General features: G+C 64.3%; 18 protein-coding genes, 1 tRNA gene and 2 pseudogenes. 10 read left to right on the forward strand and 11 right to left on the reverse strand.

Annotated features, from left to right (window positions below; genetic code table 11):
• Positions 1 to 3: 3 nt before the first annotated feature.
• The 6 genes and pseudogenes from AC6RA4_RS12955 to AC6RA4_RS12980 form a co-directional block, all read right to left on the reverse strand.
• Positions 4 to 192: pseudogene (locus AC6RA4_RS12955) on the reverse strand (IS6 family transposase); the annotation flags it as partial.
• Positions 193 to 207: 15 nt separating this feature from the next.
• Positions 208 to 933, reverse strand: coding sequence for a recombinase family protein (locus tag AC6RA4_RS12960; protein ID WP_500160919.1), 726 nt, complete (start codon positions 931 to 933; stop codon positions 208 to 210).
• Between the two features lie 66 nt (positions 934 to 999).
• Positions 1,000 to 1,527, reverse strand: coding sequence for a phage terminase small subunit P27 family (locus AC6RA4_RS12965; RefSeq protein ID WP_500160921.1), 528 nt, complete (start codon positions 1,525 to 1,527; stop codon positions 1,000 to 1,002).
• Complete coding sequence (locus AC6RA4_RS12970) at positions 1,527 to 1,943, reverse strand: hypothetical protein (protein ID WP_500160922.1); 417 nt, start codon at positions 1,941 to 1,943, stop codon at positions 1,527 to 1,529. Before AC6RA4_RS12970 ends, AC6RA4_RS12965 begins: the two co-directional genes overlap by 1 nt.
• A 26-nt stretch (positions 1,944 to 1,969) precedes the next feature.
• The gene (locus tag AC6RA4_RS12975) at positions 1,970 to 2,179 is read right to left on the reverse strand and encodes a DUF7220 family protein (protein ID WP_500160924.1); all 210 of its coding nucleotides are present in this window, start codon (positions 2,177 to 2,179) and stop codon (positions 1,970 to 1,972) included.
• Entirely contained in the window at positions 2,176 to 3,465 is a 1,290-nt protein-coding gene (locus AC6RA4_RS12980; RefSeq protein ID WP_500160926.1) for a site-specific DNA-methyltransferase, read from the reverse strand. Before AC6RA4_RS12980 ends, AC6RA4_RS12975 begins: the two co-directional genes overlap by 4 nt.
• 376 nt (positions 3,466 to 3,841) lie before the next feature.
• On the opposite strand from AC6RA4_RS12980, the gene AC6RA4_RS12985 reads away from it, so the two are divergent.
• From AC6RA4_RS12985 to AC6RA4_RS13025, 9 genes and pseudogenes are all read left to right on the forward strand, one after another.
• Positions 3,842 to 4,624: a hypothetical protein gene (locus tag AC6RA4_RS12985; protein WP_500160928.1), complete on the forward strand. Its 783-nt coding sequence runs from the start codon at positions 3,842 to 3,844 to the stop codon at positions 4,622 to 4,624.
• The gene (locus tag AC6RA4_RS12990) at positions 4,617 to 6,518 is read left to right on the forward strand and encodes a hypothetical protein (RefSeq protein WP_500160930.1); all 1,902 of its coding nucleotides are present in this window, start codon (positions 4,617 to 4,619) and stop codon (positions 6,516 to 6,518) included. Before AC6RA4_RS12985 ends, AC6RA4_RS12990 begins: the two co-directional genes overlap by 8 nt.
• 179 nt (positions 6,519 to 6,697) lie before the next feature.
• On the forward strand, positions 6,698 to 6,925 hold the full coding sequence (locus AC6RA4_RS12995; RefSeq protein ID WP_500160932.1) for a helix-turn-helix transcriptional regulator: 228 nt from the start codon (positions 6,698 to 6,700) through the stop codon (positions 6,923 to 6,925).
• A 989-nt stretch (positions 6,926 to 7,914) separates the two neighbouring features.
• Positions 7,915 to 9,254 (forward strand): annotated as a pseudogene (locus AC6RA4_RS13000) (phage/plasmid primase, P4 family).
• Positions 9,251 to 9,454, forward strand: a complete 204-nt coding sequence (locus tag AC6RA4_RS13005) for a hypothetical protein (RefSeq protein WP_500160934.1) — start codon at positions 9,251 to 9,253, stop codon at positions 9,452 to 9,454. Before AC6RA4_RS13000 ends, AC6RA4_RS13005 begins: the two are co-directional and overlap by 4 nt.
• Positions 9,451 to 9,894, forward strand: a complete 444-nt coding sequence (locus AC6RA4_RS13010) for a DUF2924 domain-containing protein (RefSeq protein WP_500160936.1) — start codon at positions 9,451 to 9,453, stop codon at positions 9,892 to 9,894. The genes AC6RA4_RS13005 and AC6RA4_RS13010 overlap by 4 nt, the downstream gene beginning before the upstream one ends.
• The gene (locus AC6RA4_RS13015) at positions 9,891 to 11,216 is read left to right on the forward strand and encodes a recombinase family protein (RefSeq protein WP_500160938.1); all 1,326 of its coding nucleotides are present in this window, start codon (positions 9,891 to 9,893) and stop codon (positions 11,214 to 11,216) included. The genes AC6RA4_RS13010 and AC6RA4_RS13015 overlap by 4 nt, the downstream gene beginning before the upstream one ends.
• Entirely contained in the window at positions 11,213 to 11,587 is a 375-nt protein-coding gene (locus tag AC6RA4_RS13020; protein ID WP_500160940.1) for a hypothetical protein, read from the forward strand. The genes AC6RA4_RS13015 and AC6RA4_RS13020 overlap by 4 nt, the downstream gene beginning before the upstream one ends.
• Positions 11,588 to 11,862: 275 nt before the next feature.
• Positions 11,863 to 12,585: an NAD(P)-binding domain-containing protein gene (locus AC6RA4_RS13025; RefSeq protein WP_500160942.1), complete on the forward strand. Its 723-nt coding sequence runs from the start codon at positions 11,863 to 11,865 to the stop codon at positions 12,583 to 12,585.
• Positions 12,586 to 13,206: 621 nt separating this feature from the next.
• On the opposite strand, the gene AC6RA4_RS13030 is transcribed toward AC6RA4_RS13025, so the two are convergent.
• From AC6RA4_RS13030 to AC6RA4_RS13050, 5 genes are all read right to left on the reverse strand, one after another.
• Positions 13,207 to 13,281, reverse strand: a tRNA-Gln gene (locus AC6RA4_RS13030).
• A 94-nt stretch (positions 13,282 to 13,375) separates the two neighbouring features.
• Entirely contained in the window at positions 13,376 to 14,353 is a 978-nt protein-coding gene (locus AC6RA4_RS13035) for a GGDEF domain-containing protein (RefSeq protein ID WP_500160944.1), read from the reverse strand.
• Positions 14,350 to 14,967 (reverse strand): heme NO-binding domain-containing protein, encoded by a 618-nt coding sequence (locus tag AC6RA4_RS13040; protein WP_500160952.1) that lies wholly within the window; start codon positions 14,965 to 14,967, stop codon positions 14,350 to 14,352. The genes AC6RA4_RS13035 and AC6RA4_RS13040 overlap by 4 nt, the downstream gene beginning before the upstream one ends.
• A gap of 120 nt (positions 14,968 to 15,087) precedes the next feature.
• Positions 15,088 to 15,786: an HAD family hydrolase gene (locus AC6RA4_RS13045; RefSeq protein WP_500160946.1), complete on the reverse strand. Its 699-nt coding sequence runs from the start codon at positions 15,784 to 15,786 to the stop codon at positions 15,088 to 15,090.
• Positions 15,783 to 16,067: a DUF3572 domain-containing protein gene (locus AC6RA4_RS13050; RefSeq protein WP_500160948.1), complete on the reverse strand. Its 285-nt coding sequence runs from the start codon at positions 16,065 to 16,067 to the stop codon at positions 15,783 to 15,785. Before AC6RA4_RS13050 ends, AC6RA4_RS13045 begins: the two co-directional genes overlap by 4 nt.
• Before the next feature lie 108 nt (positions 16,068 to 16,175).
• On the opposite strand from AC6RA4_RS13050, the gene AC6RA4_RS13055 reads away from it, so the two are divergent.
• Positions 16,176 to 17,132, forward strand: a 957-nt coding sequence (locus AC6RA4_RS13055) for a response regulator (protein ID WP_500160950.1), incomplete at its 3' end; no start/stop codon positions are given.

Consider the following 17,132-nt stretch of genomic DNA (forward strand, 5'->3'; position numbering starts at 1 on the left):
CCCTTATGCCGCGCAGAGACCACGCCACTCGGTGAGAGCGGCGGCGCGGTTGGCCTTGAAAATCCACCGGCTCAAGGGGCCTCGAGCCTGATTGAGATGTTTGTAGACGGGGATATGGACGGACGAGAACTTCTGCAGACTTCGCATCCGCCGAAACCGCAGCATCGCCCGTCCTCGTCGCGGAAACGACAGAGGGAACAACGGCAATCACTCCAACCGCCCCACCCTCGCCAGCAAATTCCTGACCGTGGAGACATGCCAGCGGCCACCTCGCCGCGTGAGCATCCCTCGGGCGTTGAGCTCCGCGGCGATCCCGCGCAAGGTGGTGATGCCGTTTGCCCTCAGCTCCGCCATCACCGGCGCGAGGCTGCGGGCGTGGTCGTCGGCGTTGGCGGTGACGGTCGCTCTCAGCGCCGTGCCGCCCTTCCCAGCCCGGCGGAGCGCTGCAGCACCGTTGGGATTGCCCAGCTTCACGCCACGTACCTTGGCGGCGGCGAGGGCCTCCTTTGTGCGCCTGCTGATCGCCTCGCGTTCCTGTTGGGCGACGAGCGCCATGATGCCGACGGTTAGGTCATTGGCCTCGGGCATGTCGGCGGCGAGGAAGCGGACGCCGCTGTCACGGAGGGTGAGCAGGAAGGCGGCGTTGCGGCTGAGACGGTCGAGCTTGGCGATGACCAGCGTGGCGCCGGTCAGTCGCGCGAGGATCAGCGCCTTGTCGAGTTCCGGGCGGTCGTTCTTGCGTCCACTCTCCACTTCGGTGAAGCGCGCGGTGACCACCGCACCACGGGATGACGCGAAGGTGTCGATGGCTTTTCGTTGCGCATCGAGTCCCAGTCCGGACCTCCCCTGCCGGGCCGTGGAAACCCGCTCGTAGGCAACCAGCTTCGCGCGCCCTGCGCCGCCGTGTGCATCTTTGTTACCTAGGTTGACCATGTACACACCTGCGCAACGTTGGTTTGGCAGGTTTGTACGATAGCTTTGGCACGTTCCGTAGCGATATCAGAGCGATAAATCGTCCTCTTCCTGGGTGATCACCCTCGAGCGGCGCCTGCTGCCCCGATCCCGCAGCGGTTCCTCGACGCGATTGCCGTTCTCATCCGTTGAGACCATCACGAGTTCGATCGTGGTGATCTGGTCCTCGGGAACAGCCGCTTCCGAAAGCGCGACCCGCGTCCGCGCTACCGGCGTCAGCCCCAGCTCCGACATGTACCGCCCCATCAGCTCCATCTGCTTGTTGGCCACCGTCAACCACGGGGATTGTTGCACGTAGCCACTGGGTGTCTTCAGCAAGGTCGGCGTCTCGGCCAGCTTCTCCTCCGCCTCGACCCAGCGGGCATAGGCTTGGCAATAGGCTGCCAACGCAGCACGATCCGCCAGCGTCAGGAGGCCCGCCTCGTGCAAGGGGGTCGCCAGCCGCCGCCACTCTTTGTGGGCCACGTCGTTCAGGTGTGCAGGGCAACGTGGCATGGCGCTGAGAGGACTGCGCGCCAGCGTGCCTCGCGTCGGGATCGGTTTACGGCCGCGCATCAGAGCCGGCTTTCGTCGGGGCACCGGTCGACGCACATCCCCACCAAGTGCGCGTCGTCATGGACCCCGATCTTCTGCTGCCGCTCGGCGATGGTGTCGAGCAGTTCCGAGAGCCGGTCGCGGGCCCCGGTGCCATCGACCCGTTCCGAGTGCTCCAGCGCTGCCGTCTCCCGCCACCCCGCCTGTGTCTTGAGATAGAAGATCATCGAGGTGGTGTCGCCAGAGCGCGCCTTCTGCAGCAGCCCGTTGGCGACATGAGCGATGGCCTTCGCCTTGCCCCTTTTATACCGCTCGAGAACTTCCTCATCACGCTGGCAGATCGCGTGGAACGTGCTACGGGAGATGCCGAGGTAATCGGCGATCTGGTCTTGGTTCAGGAGCGCCGCGAGGGTCTCAACCTCGCGGACCTGGTCCACTGTTAGTGTGATCGGTGGCCGCGCCATCAGGCCAGCCTCGCGAACAGGCGCCGAAGTGGATGGCCGCGCAGGAATGAGACGGTCGCGAAGACCGTGCTCTGCACGAGCGGCTGCCAAAGCATCACCTGCAAGCCGATCACCGGAAAGACCAGCACCTGCGTGGCGAGCGCGACCAGCCCGCCCACGGCAACGTTGGCGGTGGCCTCGACAGCGGACAGGCGGCGGGGCTGGCTCATGCCGGGGCCTCCTCGGTCTGACGCGCCAGGGAGACCGCGGCGAAGCTCCGGCCGTCCCCGTCCAGCGTGGCGTCCTGCCCGGTAAACGCCTGCCAGCGCAGCACAGCCACGTCGACATAGGCCGGGTCCAGCTCCATGGCGAAGCACACGCGCTTCGTGCTCTCTGCCGCGATGATCGTCGTCCCCGATCCGCAGAACGGCTCGTAGATCGCCTGCCCGGGGCTGGCGTTGTTCAGCATCGGGCGTCTCATGCACTCCACCGGCTTCTGCGTGCCGTGGATGGTCTCCGCATCCTGGTCGCGGCTCGGGATCGACCACAGCGTCGATTGCTTGCGGTCCCCGGACCAATGGCCCGTACCGCCCGATTTCACAGAATATAGCAACGGCTCGTGCTGCCAATGATAGTGCCCGCGGCTCAGCACATGGCGTTCCTTTGCCCAGATAATCTGGCTGCGGACCTCGAAGCCGGTCGCCACGAGGCTCTCAGCCACCGTCGTGGCATGCAGGGCCCCATGCCAGACATAGGCGACATCGCCCGGAAACAGCGCCCAGGCCTCCCGCCAGTCGGCACGGTCATCATTGAGAACCTTGCCGGTGCGGGTCGTCTCCGAGGCGCCGGCGCGGTTGCGCCAGTCGGGGTCGTACATCACGCCGTAGGGCGGGTCCGTCACCATGAGATGGGGCGTGACCCCGTTCAGGAGACGGGTCACTGCAGCCGCGTCCGTCGCATCGCCGCAGAGCAGACGGTGCGGGCCAAGCAGCCATAGATCGCCGGAACACGAAACGGGATTGACGGGCGGCTCCGGCGTGGCCTCTTCCTTTGGATCTGCCGCGCCGTGGTTCAGCAGCGCGTCCAGTTCCGCCCCCTCGAAGCCGATCTCCCCGAGGTCAATCCCGAGATCCGAGAGATCCCCCAGCTCCAGCGCCAGCAGTTCCTTGTCCCAGCCCGCCTGCTCGGCCAGACGGTTGTCCGCCAGGATATAGGCCCGCTTCTGCGCCTCCGAGAGATGCGTCAGCTCAATCACCGGCACCGTTGTCAGGCCCAGCTTCCGCGCTGCGAGTACCCGTCCGTGGCCCGCTATGATGCCGCTCTCGCCATCCACCAGCACCGGGTTGTTGAAGCCGTATTCCCGGATCGACGCCGCGATCTGCGCGACCTGCGCCTCGCTGTGGGTCCGGGCATTGTTGGCGTAGGGGATCAGCTCGGACAGCGCGCGCTGTGCAATGCCGCGGGCGCCGGAGAGCTGCTCTCCCTCGTCGAATGCGTCTGCCGCCCGCTTCGCCATGACCCCGCCTCGGAATTGATTGCACCTGTGAGGCAAGGATACCAAAGACCTCAAGATATTGTAATTATGACAATAAATGCCACACCCCGCCATTCAGAGACACATCGCGATTGCGCGGCCGAATTTCCTGGCGCTTGGAACCGCTCGATTTGCCTGCCGGAAACCGACGCTGCAACGGATGCAACAGACGTTACACCTCACATCGTTCGTTTCCCGCGCACGCGCGCGTGAGCAACTAATGTTTTATTCTGTTGCATCTGTTGCATCTGTTACCGCACCTCATCCGTCGCGGCGAAGGTGCGGCAGGAATGAGCGTTTGACATGCGGTTCCCCCATGGCGTGTACTTTCCAAGTTTAACGGTAGGGATCGGTCGCCATGGGGCACACGACACTCGGGGTGCTGCCGAGGACGCGCTACTGGGCCGCAGTGGTCGAGCTACTGACCGACGGAGCCCCTTCGGCGGAGGTTGTCTCTGCCAGCGCCCGGGCTGCCGAACGAGACCTGCTTCTGGCGAGCAGCGATCCGATCTTCGTGGAAGCCATAAGGCTGCTTCTCGCGATCCCGGCGGCAGCGCGCGCGGCGGACTTCGGCGCCGCTTTGAGGGATCTTGACCTCGACGTGCCCGATCACCCCGATCTCCTCGACCTGGTCACGGCCTCCAGCCTTCGGATCGAGGACCTGCGTGCGCGTATCCGCCCACACAGCGACATCGGGGAACTGGCGTCTCGCGCCCTCGCTGGCACGTTGACAATGACCATCGGAGACTCCTTGCCTGGACTTCTGGAGGCCACCCCGGCGGACGTCCAAGCCGCAGCACGGAACTTGTCGTGGAACAAGGGCGTTTCCGAATATGCCCGGCGTTTCTTCGGCACGCTTTTGAGCAGCACGTTGTCGTATTGGCTCGACCGCACCCTCGACACCACGATCGGCGCCGATAAGCGGTTCGCCAATGTCTCAGCTCGCAGTGCTTTCGACCTCGAAGTCGAGCATTTCGCCTGGGAAGCCTCCCGCATCATCAAGGAATTTTCGGGGGGATGGTACGGCAAGACTCTTCATCTCGACGGAGGCTTCAACAGCAGCGCGGCCGCCCGTTTCGGACATGTGGCACTGAAGAAGATCGTCGACGATCTTCGGACACGGCAGATGCGCAATGTCTGAAGCGCGCGTCGCTGTTGCTGGCGAACAGCAGCCGATGTCCATTCGGATTAACGGCGACGACCCCAATTTCTACCTCCGGACGGATACGATCCGGGCCATGGCGCGCAAGGAACTCGAGCCCTTGCATCTCGACCTGCTCGAGATCGCTGCCACAGTCTTTGCCGCAGATGGGGCCAAGAAGCGCGGAGGATCGACACGGCCAGCCATGGGGCGGGCTTGGCGCCGCGCGCTGGATTTCACCATCCCGGTGCGCAATCCGGCTTTCTGGGCCCGACCCGATGTGACCGACGCCCTGAGCGACGCGATCGGCTTTCTGACCGAGGACTCTGTTTCGTTCAGGTTTACCGGGAAACCCACCGAAACCGATCCACAACCGTTCCTCGACCTTGATCCAAGCGGCGCGACCTTTGACGCATCGGAGGTCATCTTGTTTTCCGGGGGGCTAGACTCCTTTTGCGGCGCGCTTGAAGTGCTGGAGACCACATCCTCCAAGGTGATCCTGCTGACCCACCGCTCCGCCCAGAAGGCCATCCCGCGGCAGGTCGAACTTGGCGAATACCTTGCGGGCAAGTTCAGGAACCGGGTCCTTCACATCAACGTTCTGGCTCGACGCAAAGGCCAGGAAGCCAGCGATTCCTCACAACGCTCGCGATCCTTCCTGTTTGCGGCCCTCGGTCAACTCGTCGCTGGCGCGTTCGGCGCACAACGGATCAGCTTCTACGAAAACGGCGTCATCAGCCATAATCTACCGATCAGTCCGCAGGTGGTCGGCACCATGGCGACGAGAACCACCCACCCGCTTGCCTTGCGCAAGCTCAGCACCCTGATGCAAACTCTGGGGCCGGACCACGTTCCGACCGAAAACCGCTATTGCTGGCTGACCAAACGGGACGTGGTTGAGCGCATTGCCCAACATGGTGGTGCGAGCAAGATCGCCCGGGCGGTCAGTTGCACGAGCATCCGGGAGCAGACGACGCTTCACACCCACTGCGGCACGTGTTCCCAATGTCTCGATCGCCGCTTTGCCATCCTCGCTGCAGGTCTGGAGCAGCATGACTTTGCCGAAGACTACGGAACGGATGTGCTGTTTGGGGAAAGAGAGAAGACCGCGTCCACGACCATGGCTGTCGAATGGACCCGCCATGCATTGAAGCTGACCAAGCTCGAGCCGCGAGACTTCATGAAGGACTTCGGGCTGGAATTCAGCAGGATCACCGAAGGGCATCCAGATCAAAGCAAACAGGACGTCTTGGACAAATGCCTCCACATGCACCAGCGGCACGGCCAGAACGTGCAGGCTGTTCTCAGGAAAGTCCTGAACGAACGGTCCGACGAGATACTGTTTGGCGAACTGGCGAGCACCTCACTCGTGTCGCTATTCCTCGCCGCCGGGGCGAGCAATGAACTGGAATTGCCTGCTGACCCGCGCATCGGCGCGGCACCGCCTCCGCCCATACCCGTCGTGGAGGAACTGGACATCGTCCCTGATCCCGAGGCTTCATTGCAGGTCCAGTTCCAGGAGGAAGGCGGGAAGCCCGTGGTTTCCGTCATCGGTCTATGCCGCCTCACCGGCGCAACGGCAGAGGTTCCAGATAGGTTGAAAGAGGACTACTTCAGCGACAAGGCCGCCGATACTGTCCCTGCGGATCACCGATATGTCCAGGCAGGCCACTTGGCGTCCCGCCTGTCGGTCTCGAAGGAAGTACTTCGCCAGCGTGTCAAACGTTGTCGAGAGATCTTGCGCGACAGTTTCTTCGAGCTCCATGGCCTCCCCCCAGAGGAAGATCTTCTTCTGCAGCGCAAGCCAGCCAAAGGTTACCGCCTCGACCCGGACATCATCGTTGTCGATGGCCTTGATTCCCCCCCTCGGCAGCGACGTGACATGACGACATAAGCCGGATGTCACGTCAAACCGCCAGGCGTCACGCCGCAGCGGGTTGACCCATCCGAAATCACGGATTTCCGAGCCCTCGCATGTCACGTCGTGCCATGCCCAGGTCACGTCGTCGGAGCCACCTTATCCTCTGATTTCCCTATCATTGCTCTCGAATGTGGCCCCCTGAGATCAATGGCATGGCAAAGAGCGACAAAACCCCCATCGACGAGAGAGCAGCGAATAGCTTCATCTCCGAGGCCCGCCTCGCGCAGCATTGGGACATTTCCGGGCGTACGCTTCAGCGCTGGAGGAGCCTCAGGCACGGCCCACGTTTTTGCATGATTGGCGGTTCGGTACGCTACCGCATCCGAGACATCCTGGAATACGAGGCCCACGGCCAGGCGGGTGAAGGGGATGACCGATGACATCGCAGTCCTCCTTCTCCAAACTGGTAACGATCGATCCGGGCGAAATCACGACCTTCTGCGATGTCGTTTTCGGATATCTCGAAGGGCTTGCGCCGATCAGACTGTTGGCGGAAGTCGGCACTCCCGCCAAGAACGGCCAATTTCATTTCCCCGCGACCGATCAGGTCGCCCAGCAATTGACGCAGGTGGCCGCCAAGGCTGCGGAAGATCAAAGGGCGGTCTATGTCGTACCGGGGACCGTCGGTACGCCCGGCTCAGCCCGCGCCACCGATATCACCCAGACCGGGATCATTCTCGTCGATCTCGACCAGGGCGACATCGAGCGGAAACGCGATCATGCCGCACGGTATCTCGGTGAACCGACGCTCGAGATCGCGTCCGGCGGGGTGACCGATGCCGGGCAACTGAAACGGCACCTTTATTGGAAGTTGACTGAGGCTGCCTCTGGCGAGGATCTCACGCGCATTTCGGCTCTGCGCCGCATTCTGGCAGACAAGTTGGAGAGCGATCCGTCCTTCAAGAGCCTCCACCAACCGATCCGGGTCGCCGGAACGATCCACGGCAAGCATGGCGTCCTGACCCCCGTGCGAATCCTGAACCATGTCCACCTTGAATACGAGTTGGCCGATCTGGAAGAACTCGCGGGGCAGATGCCGCTGTTGTCCGGCAAGAAACTCCGCATCGACACCGATCAACAGCCTCAACACCACGGGACGACGGCACAAACCCTAGCCGTGACCCCAATCCATGCCGGTGCCACCGACGCCCTGTCTCGCTACGAGGCGCTTTCATGCGTGATCGGTCACTGGCTGCGCAACGCGCGGCGCCAGGCTTGCACCCTAGAAGAAGCTTGGGATGCCGTACGCGAACACAACGCTGCCATGATCCGGCCGCCCTGGGCGGAAGACAGGCTGCGCAAGGAATTTGACGCGCTCCACCGCCGAGACGTTGCAAATCATGGCCCCATGCCGACGCGCACCTGCGCGATGAACGATGACGGCAGCGCCCCCATCGCAGGCCAGAGCGAAGATGCCCTGGCCAACCGCTTTGCACGCGCACACGCAGGACACTGGAAGCATGTGGCTGCCTGGGGCAAATGGTTCCACTGGACTGGCCAGGTCTGGGCACTGGACGAGACCAGTGCTGTCCGAGAGCAGGCACGTCAAATTTGCCGTACGGTTGCGGAGGAATGCGACAAGCCTGCAGATGCTCGCCGGATCGCGAGCGACAAGACGATTTCCGCCTGCCTGCGCATTGCAGCCAGTGATCCTCGCAGTGCAACGCGGATCTCTGATTGGGACGCACATCCGATGATGCTGGGCACCCCGACCGGCATCATCGATCTGAAAACCGGCGAGTTGCTGCCGCACGATCCCGCCTTGATGCTCACCCAAATGACAGCGGCGTCGCTTGGTCAGGATTGCCCGCGCTGGACACGTTTCCTCGAGGAGATCACCGCCGGCGATGCGGAGTTGATGGCCTATCTCGCGCGCCTTGCGGGCTACTGCCTGACCGGGTCGACCCGGGAACAGGTCTTCGCATTCCTTCATGGCGATGGCGCCAATGGCAAATCGGTCTTCTTGTCGACCATTGCGCATGTCCTCGGCAACTACGCCGCGACGTCGACACTCGATACGTTCATGAACACGTCGGCCTCACGTCATTTGACCGAACTCGCCGGTCTCAAGGCCGCGAGGCTGGTGATCGCCCCCAAACCGAACAAGGGCACAGTTGGGCGGAAGCCCGCATCAAGACCGTGACCGGCGGCGAAAAAATTCGGGCCAATTTCATGCGCCAGGACCATTTCGAATATACGCCCCAGTTCAAGCTGCTGATTGCCGGCAATCACCGCCCGCAACTCAGCGGGCACGGCGAGGCGATGCGCCGGCGGCTTCATCTTATCCCGTTCGACGTTACGATTCCGGCCGATGAGCGTGATCCCGACCTGATCGAAAAGCTCCAGCAGGAACGTGACGGGATCTTGCGCTGGATGGTCGATGGCTGCGCCGAGTGGCAACGCATCGGCCTGTCGCCTCCGTCGAGTTTGCAGGCTGCAGTGAACGAATACCTCACGGACGAGGATGTGGTCGGCCAGTGGATCGCCGAATGCTGCGTCGAAGAGGCCACCGCAACGGCGGGGTCGAAAGCGCTGTTCGCGTCATGGAAAGCCTGGGCCGAGGCGGCTGGAATTATGCCCGGCAACATCAAGATCTTCGGCGCGGCAATGCGCGCGCGAGGCCACAAACCCAAGTATGTCCAGCGTGCCAGGGGGTGGCAAGGCATCGCGCTCTCTCGGAACTTGTCGGAGCGGGAGGGAGACTCATGAAACTCCCCAACCCGCTGCCTCCCGAGCACATGAAGCCGCTCGAACGCCGTGCCGAACTCTGCCGCCTGCTGGCGCTCGGGCTGATCCGCCTGCGGATGCGCGGGTCCGACGAAGCATCTGAGAAAATTAGAGAAAGTTCGCTTGCTCCACCGCCCGACCAGAGCGGTCATGCAACCACCGCAACTCGGAGACAGACATGACCGACACCATCCCCGCGCGCATCGCTGCGCTGAAAACCACCCCGACACCCGAGCTGAAAGCCCAGTGGCGCGAGCTCTTCGACAGCGAACCGCCGCCCTTCAACCGCCGCCACCTTGAGAGCCGCCTGGCCTATCGCATCCAGGAGCTGACCTATGGCGGGCTCAAGCCCGAGACGGTCCGGCGGCTGGAACGGCTGGGGGAGGAGCTCGATGGCGGCGACCGCAAAAAGAGCCGCGTCCGCGCCGATCTCAAACCCATCGCCGGCACGCGCCTGATCCGCGAGTGGCAAGGCGTCGAGCAGGTCGTCACCGTCACCACCGATGGCTTCGAATGGCAGGGCCGTCCCTACAAATCGCTGTCGGCCATCGCCCGCGCCATCACCGGGACGCGCTGGAACGGCTGGGTCTTCTTCGGGCTCAAGAGCCGGAGAGCCACATGACCAGATCGCCAGAGAACTCCAAAACCATCCGCAAGCTCCGCTGCGCCATCTACACCCGGAAATCCTCCGAGGAAGGGCTGGAGCAGGAGTTCAATTCTCTCCACGCCCAACGGGAGGCCTGCGATGCCTTCATCGCCAGCCAGCGCTCCGAGGGCTGGGTTCTGGTCCGCGACCAGTATGACGATGGCGGCATTTCCGGCGGCACGCTGGATCGACCCGGCCTGCAGCAGCTGATGGAGGACATCGAGGACGGACTCGTCGACGTGGTGGTGGTCTACAAGATCGACCGTCTCAGCCGCTCGCTCGCCGACTTCGCCAAGCTGGTCGAGGTGTTCGACCGCAACGGCGTCACCTTCGTCTCGGTCACGCAGTCCTTCAACACCACCACCTCCATGGGCCGGCTAACGCTGAACATCCTGCTCTCCTTTGCCCAGTTCGAGCGCGAGGTCACCGCCGAGCGCATCCGCGATAAGGTCGCCGCCAGCCGCAAGAAGGGCATCTGGATGGGCGGCGTCCCGCCCTACGGCTATCGGGTCGAGAACCGGAAGCTGGTCGTCGACGACGAACGCGCCGGGCATGTCCGCTGGATCTTCGCCCGCTTCATCGAGATCGGCTCGGGCATCGAGCTTGCACGGCAAGCCGAGCACCACGGCGTCCGGACCCCGCGCGGCAACCGGATGGACAAGACCTACCTCTACCGCATCCTGAACAACCGTACCTATCTCGGCGAGGCGGTCCACAAGGGCACGAGTTACCCCGGTCAGCATGACGCCATCATCGACCGTGCGACTTGGGACAAGGTTCACACCGTTCTGCAGGAAAGCCCCCGGAAGCGCGCAGCCCGAACCCGCGCCGAGACCCCTGCCCTGCTCAAAGGGGTGCTGTTTGGCCTCGACGGCGCGGCCTTCTCGCCGACCCACACCCGCAAGGGCGACAAGCTCTACCGCTACTATGTCAGCCAGACCGTGCTGAAGCAGGGCGCGGGCTCTTGCCCTATCGGCCGTGTCCCGGCCGGCGAGATCGAGGCCGCCGTCATCGACCAGCTACGCGCCGTGTTCCGCCAGCCCGAGATCGTCGCAGGCACCTGGAAGGCGGTCGACACTCATGCAGACAAGCCCACCGAGGCCGATGTCCACGCCGCGCTCCAGCAGCTCGACCCGCTGTGGGACGAACTCTTTCCGGCCGAGCAGGCACGGATCGTGACGCTGCTGGTCGAGCGCGTGGATATCGGCACGGACGGACTCCACCTTCGGCTTCGGATCGACGGGCTCCGAGGACTGGCACAGGACTCTCACCCGCAAGATCAGGACGTCCCAGCATGACATCCACGTCCGACACCATGGCGCTCCACATCCCCTTCTGCGTCCTCAAGCGCGGCGGACGCCGGGTGGTCCAGATTCCGAACGGGTCTGCGGCACCGGCCCGGGCCGACAGCACCCTGGTCAAGGCACTGGCGCGTGCATTCCGCTGGAAACGGATGCTGGACTCCGGAGACTTCATGACACTAGCCGAGCTGGCCCGGCAGGAACAGGTCACCCCCTCTTTCCTCAGCCGCATCCTCCGCCTGACGCTCCTCGCCCCTGACATCATCGAAGCGATCCTCGACGAAAAACAAGATCCCGAACTGGCTCTCGCGCCCCTCATGCAGCCGTTTCCCGTCGAGTGGGACCAGCAGGCAGAGTACTTCCGGTAGCGCGCAAAAGGCGGCTATTGCACCGGACCAGCGCAACGGACACAACCCATCCGAGACATGCGAGCCGCGTGCAGCATCCGGCTGAGCCAGGGACACCATGGACCTTCGCCGCGGTGACAATCCGATCACCCAGCAAAGATGAAAGCCGACATTCAGAACAGACCAAGATCGAGGTTTGTTCTGCATCGCCGCATGACAGCACCGAGCCCGAAGTGACGAATGCTGCGAAATGTGCCAAGGTCTTCTTCGGATCAGATCGGAGGGAGGGGGCAAGCATGCGAATCGGCGTGATCGGGTGCGGAACGATTGCCAGTGCGGTTGTGGAAGGCATCGTTCACGATGGGCATCAGATCACTGTTTCCGAGCGCAGCGCTCATCATTCCTCGTCTCTCGCTAAAGCCTATGAGAACGTTCGGATTGCGGACAACCAAGGCGTAGTCGACGCAAGCGACGTTCTGTTTCTGGGATTGATGGCCGAGGTTGCGACAGATGTCCTCGGCTCTCTGACTTTTCGAGAAGGACAAGTCGCGATTACATTCATGGCTGGTGTGTCGCTTGCGGACGCAGACGTCTTGGTCCGACCGGCACGCGCGATTGCCATAATGATGCCCTTTCCCGGAATTGCACAGGGCGGCACGCCCATTATGATGTACGGCGACGCTGAAATCGTCACGGATATCTTCGGTGCTCGGAACAGCATCTATCCTTTGCAAGACGCGGATGAGATGACAGCCTACCTGAGCGCGCAGGCTGTGCTCTCTCCTGTCGCGCGCATGGTTGGCGATGCTGCGGACTGGCTTGGGGATCGCGTGTCGGACAAGAATCAGGGCGAAGCCTTTCTGAGAGAGTTGGTGGCATCGAACCTGTCGACAATCGCTTGTGAACCCCTGATCGAGGCGCTCAACGCGCCGGGTGGATACAACCAGAGGCTTCGACTTCATATGGAAGCTCAAGGGATGACCACGGCGCTCAAGAACGGCCTCAGCAAAATGGCTTAGTCTGAAACTGACAACTGTTCGAGTTGCTTTCGGTTCTCACCGCCGCAGCCAAAACTCAGAGGTAGTAAATGACCAAAGCAGTCGTTCAGGTCGTCAAACGGAACGTCCGTTTCGTCCGCAAAATGTGAGTTCGCCCTTGCCTCGGCGTCGCAACCGCGGCGAATGGCCGGTCTCGAGAAGCTGCGCCGCAGCGGATGACAGCGGGACAGGCGTCGGCCGGAAACGTAGGTGACACGGGCGGTGAAGGGCCTCGAGGATGCAGCGTCTGCGCGTAGCCAGCACATTCCGCACCGAGGACGAAAGCCCGGCCTCTTGGTACCGTAACACAGCGCTCTGGCCCGAGACTTCGCCCCCCCGATGTTCGATCCCGGTTGTATCAGGTCGGACGCAACTGGCGTCGAACGCATTAGCCATCCATCTCGGAAAACGGCGAACTTTCAATACATTGCAAGCTCTGTACTAAATCAGTGCAGTCAACAGCTTCGGAGAATGTCCGCCAAAGAGAGCGGAAACCGGGTGCACGGTTCTAGATTCAGTTCAGCGGGCAGGCTGTATAACCCTTGAAAACAAGGGACAAAATCGGCACCCATCGCCAACAGAGAATTTGTTCGGGAGATCAACTGGCTGGGGTGGTAGGATTCGAACCTACGGTACGCGGTACCAAAAACCGTTGCCTTACCACTTGGCTACACCCCAACCGTGGCGGCGGTATTACGCGAAGGGTTCAGGGGGCGCAAGACCTCCGACGGCAAAAAATTCATCTCTTTTTCGCCTTACGTCGAGACAGCTCTCAGACTGCCTCGGCGCGGTCGAAGGCGTGGCGACTGCGGCCCTCGCGCTTCGCGGCGTAGAGCGCCGCATCCGCCCGCTCAAGAAGGCCGGCAACGCCCGCAGGCGAGGGATTGTCCGGGTCGTGCAGGGCGATCCCAATGCTGGCCGAGACCCGGCAGGACGCGCCCTCGACCGGCACCGGGACCTCGATTCGCGAGATCAGCTGACCCGCCAGATCCGACAGTCGCTCGCGGTCGGTGAGACCGAGCGGCAGGATGACGAACTCGTCGCCACCGATCCGCGCCACCAGATCGTTCTTGCGCGTGAGATCGAGCATCGCCCGCGCCACCGCCTGCAGCACCCGGTCGCCGGCGGCATGGCCGCGACTGTCGTTCACCTGCTTGAAATGGTCGAGATCGAGATGCAGCACGGCGAAACGCTCACCGCCGCGCACCAGCCTTTGCAGGAGCTGGTCCATGGCGCGGCGATTGCCGAGCCCGGTGAGCGGATCGGTGAAGGCGCGCTGCTCGGCGGCCTGCATGGCGCCCTGCAGCCGGCGATTGAGCGTGCGCGAGGATTCCATCGCCGCGCTCTTGGCCTCGACGAGGTAGAGCATGTCGATGGCGAGATCGGTGGCCGCGAAATCGGTCGCGGTGAGCGCGCGGCGGCGAACCGCCTCGACCACGCCGATGCCGAAGGAGAGGTTGAGCACCGCGCCGCCCGCCCCGTCGGGCATCGCCAGCCCCTTCATGGCGCTCCCGGCCTCGCCCCGCAGCCGGAGCTGCAGCTTGCGGCCTGAGAGCGCCAGAAGCGACGGCAGCGTGGCGACGCGGCGCGGGCGGAAAATCTCGACAAGGTCTCCGAAGGGCCGCCCCAGCGCTGGCTCTGGGCCGAGCAGCTTGGCCAGCGTCGGACCGAGCCCGGTCACCTGCCCGTCCGGCCCGATCGCCATATGCAGCGGCATGAGCGCGGCCAGTGTCTCGGGCGGCAGGCTCATGGCCCCGCCCCCTGCCCCGACACCGGGGTGCCGCCGAGGTCGAAGCTCCGCCCGGCGGCGAAATCGGTCTGCACGACCGTGATCTCGATCCGCTCGGAGCCTTCGCTGGCGCCAGCATGCTCGAGGATGACCAGCGCGCCGTAATCGTCCGCCATGGCACGCAGCACCCCCACGAGAACGTGGCCGAGCCCGTGCGGGTGCGCGGCGCAGCTGCGGCAGATCAATTCGAAACAGCCGGACGGCCGGTCGCAGAGTTCCAGCTCGGGCAGATCGAGATCGGCCACCGCCAGCCGGGCGCGTCCGGGCAGATCCTCGAGCGAATGCAGGAAATCGGTGAAATCCAGCCCGCCATAGCGCATCAAGCGGCGCAGGCCCTCGTTGTTGGGATGGGTGATCAGGTAGGTGCCGATATCCTCGAGAATCGCCTCACCCGGCTTGTCGAGCCGCACCACCGCGGCGGCGAGCACCCGCTCGACCGTGGCGGGCTCGTAGTCGAGCATCGCCTCGAACGCCGGGCTGTCGAGATCGGCGCGGCGCGCGATCTCGGCCCAGACACCCTGCCCGTAGGTATCCTGCAGGAAACACTGAAGTGTGCGCGCCACCAGCCCGTGCATCCGATCCATCCGTATGCCTGTCGTCGACGCCAGTTTCGGCGCAGGCGCTTAAGATCGGCCCAACGAATAGAATTTTCGCCATCTTTCCGGCCGGTCCGGCCCCCGCGGCGGCGGATCGGCTCAGAGGATCGCGAGCCAGCCGGGCAGATGACCGATATCCGGAAGCACCGCATCGGCCAGCGGCGCAAGGCGCTCGGCGCCGATCGGGCCGGTCAGCACCGCGACGGTCTGCATCCCGGCGGCGCGGCCGGCGCTGAGGTCATGCGGGCTGTCGCCTACCATCACGATGCGCCCCGGCGCGATCTCGACATGATCGGCGAAGGCCAGCAGTGGTGCCGGATCGGGCTTGGCGCCGAAGCCGCTGTCGAAGCCCGCGACGAAGCGGAACGCCTCGCGGATCCCGGCCTGACCGAGATGGGCATGTGCCACGCTCTCGGCGTCGTTGGTCATCACCCCGAGCGCAAGCCCGAGCCGGCCGAGCTCGGCCATCAGCGGCCGCAGAGGCGCGGCGGGCACCAGCGGTGCCTCGGCCCCGGTGCGTTCGAGATAGCGCTCCAGCTCCGCGGCGCTGCGGCCCGGCAACGCCGAGGCCAGACAGGCCGCCGCCTCCCGGTTGCTGCCCGCCACGATCGGGCTGTCGGCGTCGAAGGCACTGCGCTCGAGATCGAACCCCGTCGCCTCGGCCAGCGCCACCAGCGTCACCTCGCAACCGTCGGACAGATCGAGCAGCGCCCGCCGCCCCCAGGCGTTCCAGGTGGCACCGAACTCGAAGAGCGTGCCATCCTTGTCGAACAGCACCGCATCCGCGCGCAGGCTCATGTCCAATTCACCTCGCCACCGCCCGGCAGCATGGCGCGCGCCATGCGCGGCGTCTCGTAGTCCAACCCCTGCGAGTCGCAGAACCCGGTGATCCAGGCATCGTCCATCAGAATGAAGTCGAGCACGCCGCCCTGAAAGACCGGGTCTTCCAGCGCCTCGCGGAAATCCTGCTCGGACGCCCCGGTGGCGCCGAGGAAAACCGGCAGGAGTTCGTCGTTGGTGGCCAGCCAGGCGACCGCCTGAAGCCCGACCAGTTCAGCGCTTTCGCGGGAGATCACCATGGAGATGCCTAAAATCCGAAAGAGATTATTAACTATTGTCGGGGAAGACTTCCCGTCAGAGGACGCGCGCCCCCGGGGCCTGCGTAGCGCATGGTGGAAAAGGCTGCAATGACGGGACGGGTGCTTATCGCGGATGGCGTGACGACCAATCGCATCGCGCTGACGGCAGCGCTGAAACGGGCGTTCTACGAAGTCGCCAGTGCCGCCACCGGCGCCGAGGCGCTGCGAGAGATGCAGGCCCGGCGCCCCGATCTCGTCATTGCCTCGACCGCGCTCGCCGACATGGACCCGGCGGAGTTCTGCGCGCGCGCCCGCATGCTGGGCGCGGCCAGCGAGATTCCGGTGATCCTGCTCGCCACAGCGCCGTCGCGGCAGCAGCGCCACGCGGCGCTGGCGGCGGGGGCCGATGACGTGCTGTCGCAGCCGGTCGATCACGACCTGCTGCTGGCGCGGTTGCGCAACCTGCTGCGCGCCCGCGCCGCCGATGCCGAGCTGGTTCTGCGCGACGATACAAGGCGCGCGCTCGGTCTGGCGGAATCCGCCGTGGCCGAGTTGCAGCCGCCGGCGCGGGTCGCGCTGATCACCGCCTCGGTCGGTCCCGGGCTCGAGCCGGCCCTCGCCAGACTGCAAGCCCGGCTTCCCGACCGGATCGAGCGCCTGTCGCCGGATCAGGCGTTGCGGGCGACCGCAAGGCCCCCGGAGGTCTTCGTCATCGTCGAGACCGGGGCGCGGCGGCGCGGCGGGCTGGCCCTGCTGACCCAGCTGCGCGCCGCTCCCAGTTTCCGGCGCTCCGCCCAGATCTATGTCACCGCCCCCGAACGCTCTCAGCAAGCGGCGGCGGCGCTCGATCTCGGCGCCGACGACCTGCTCATTCACGGGGTCGACCCGGAGGAACTGGCGCTGCGGCTGTCGCGGCAGATCGCCCGCAAGCGCCGCCGCGACCGGTTGCGAGACAACATGCGGCACGGCTTGCGCGCAGCGGTGATCGACCCGCTCACCGGGCTCTACAACCGCCGCTACGCCCTGCCTCACGTGGCGCGTCTTGCGGAGCGCAACCGCGGCTTC

This window comes from Salipiger sp. (genome assembly GCF_059781815.1).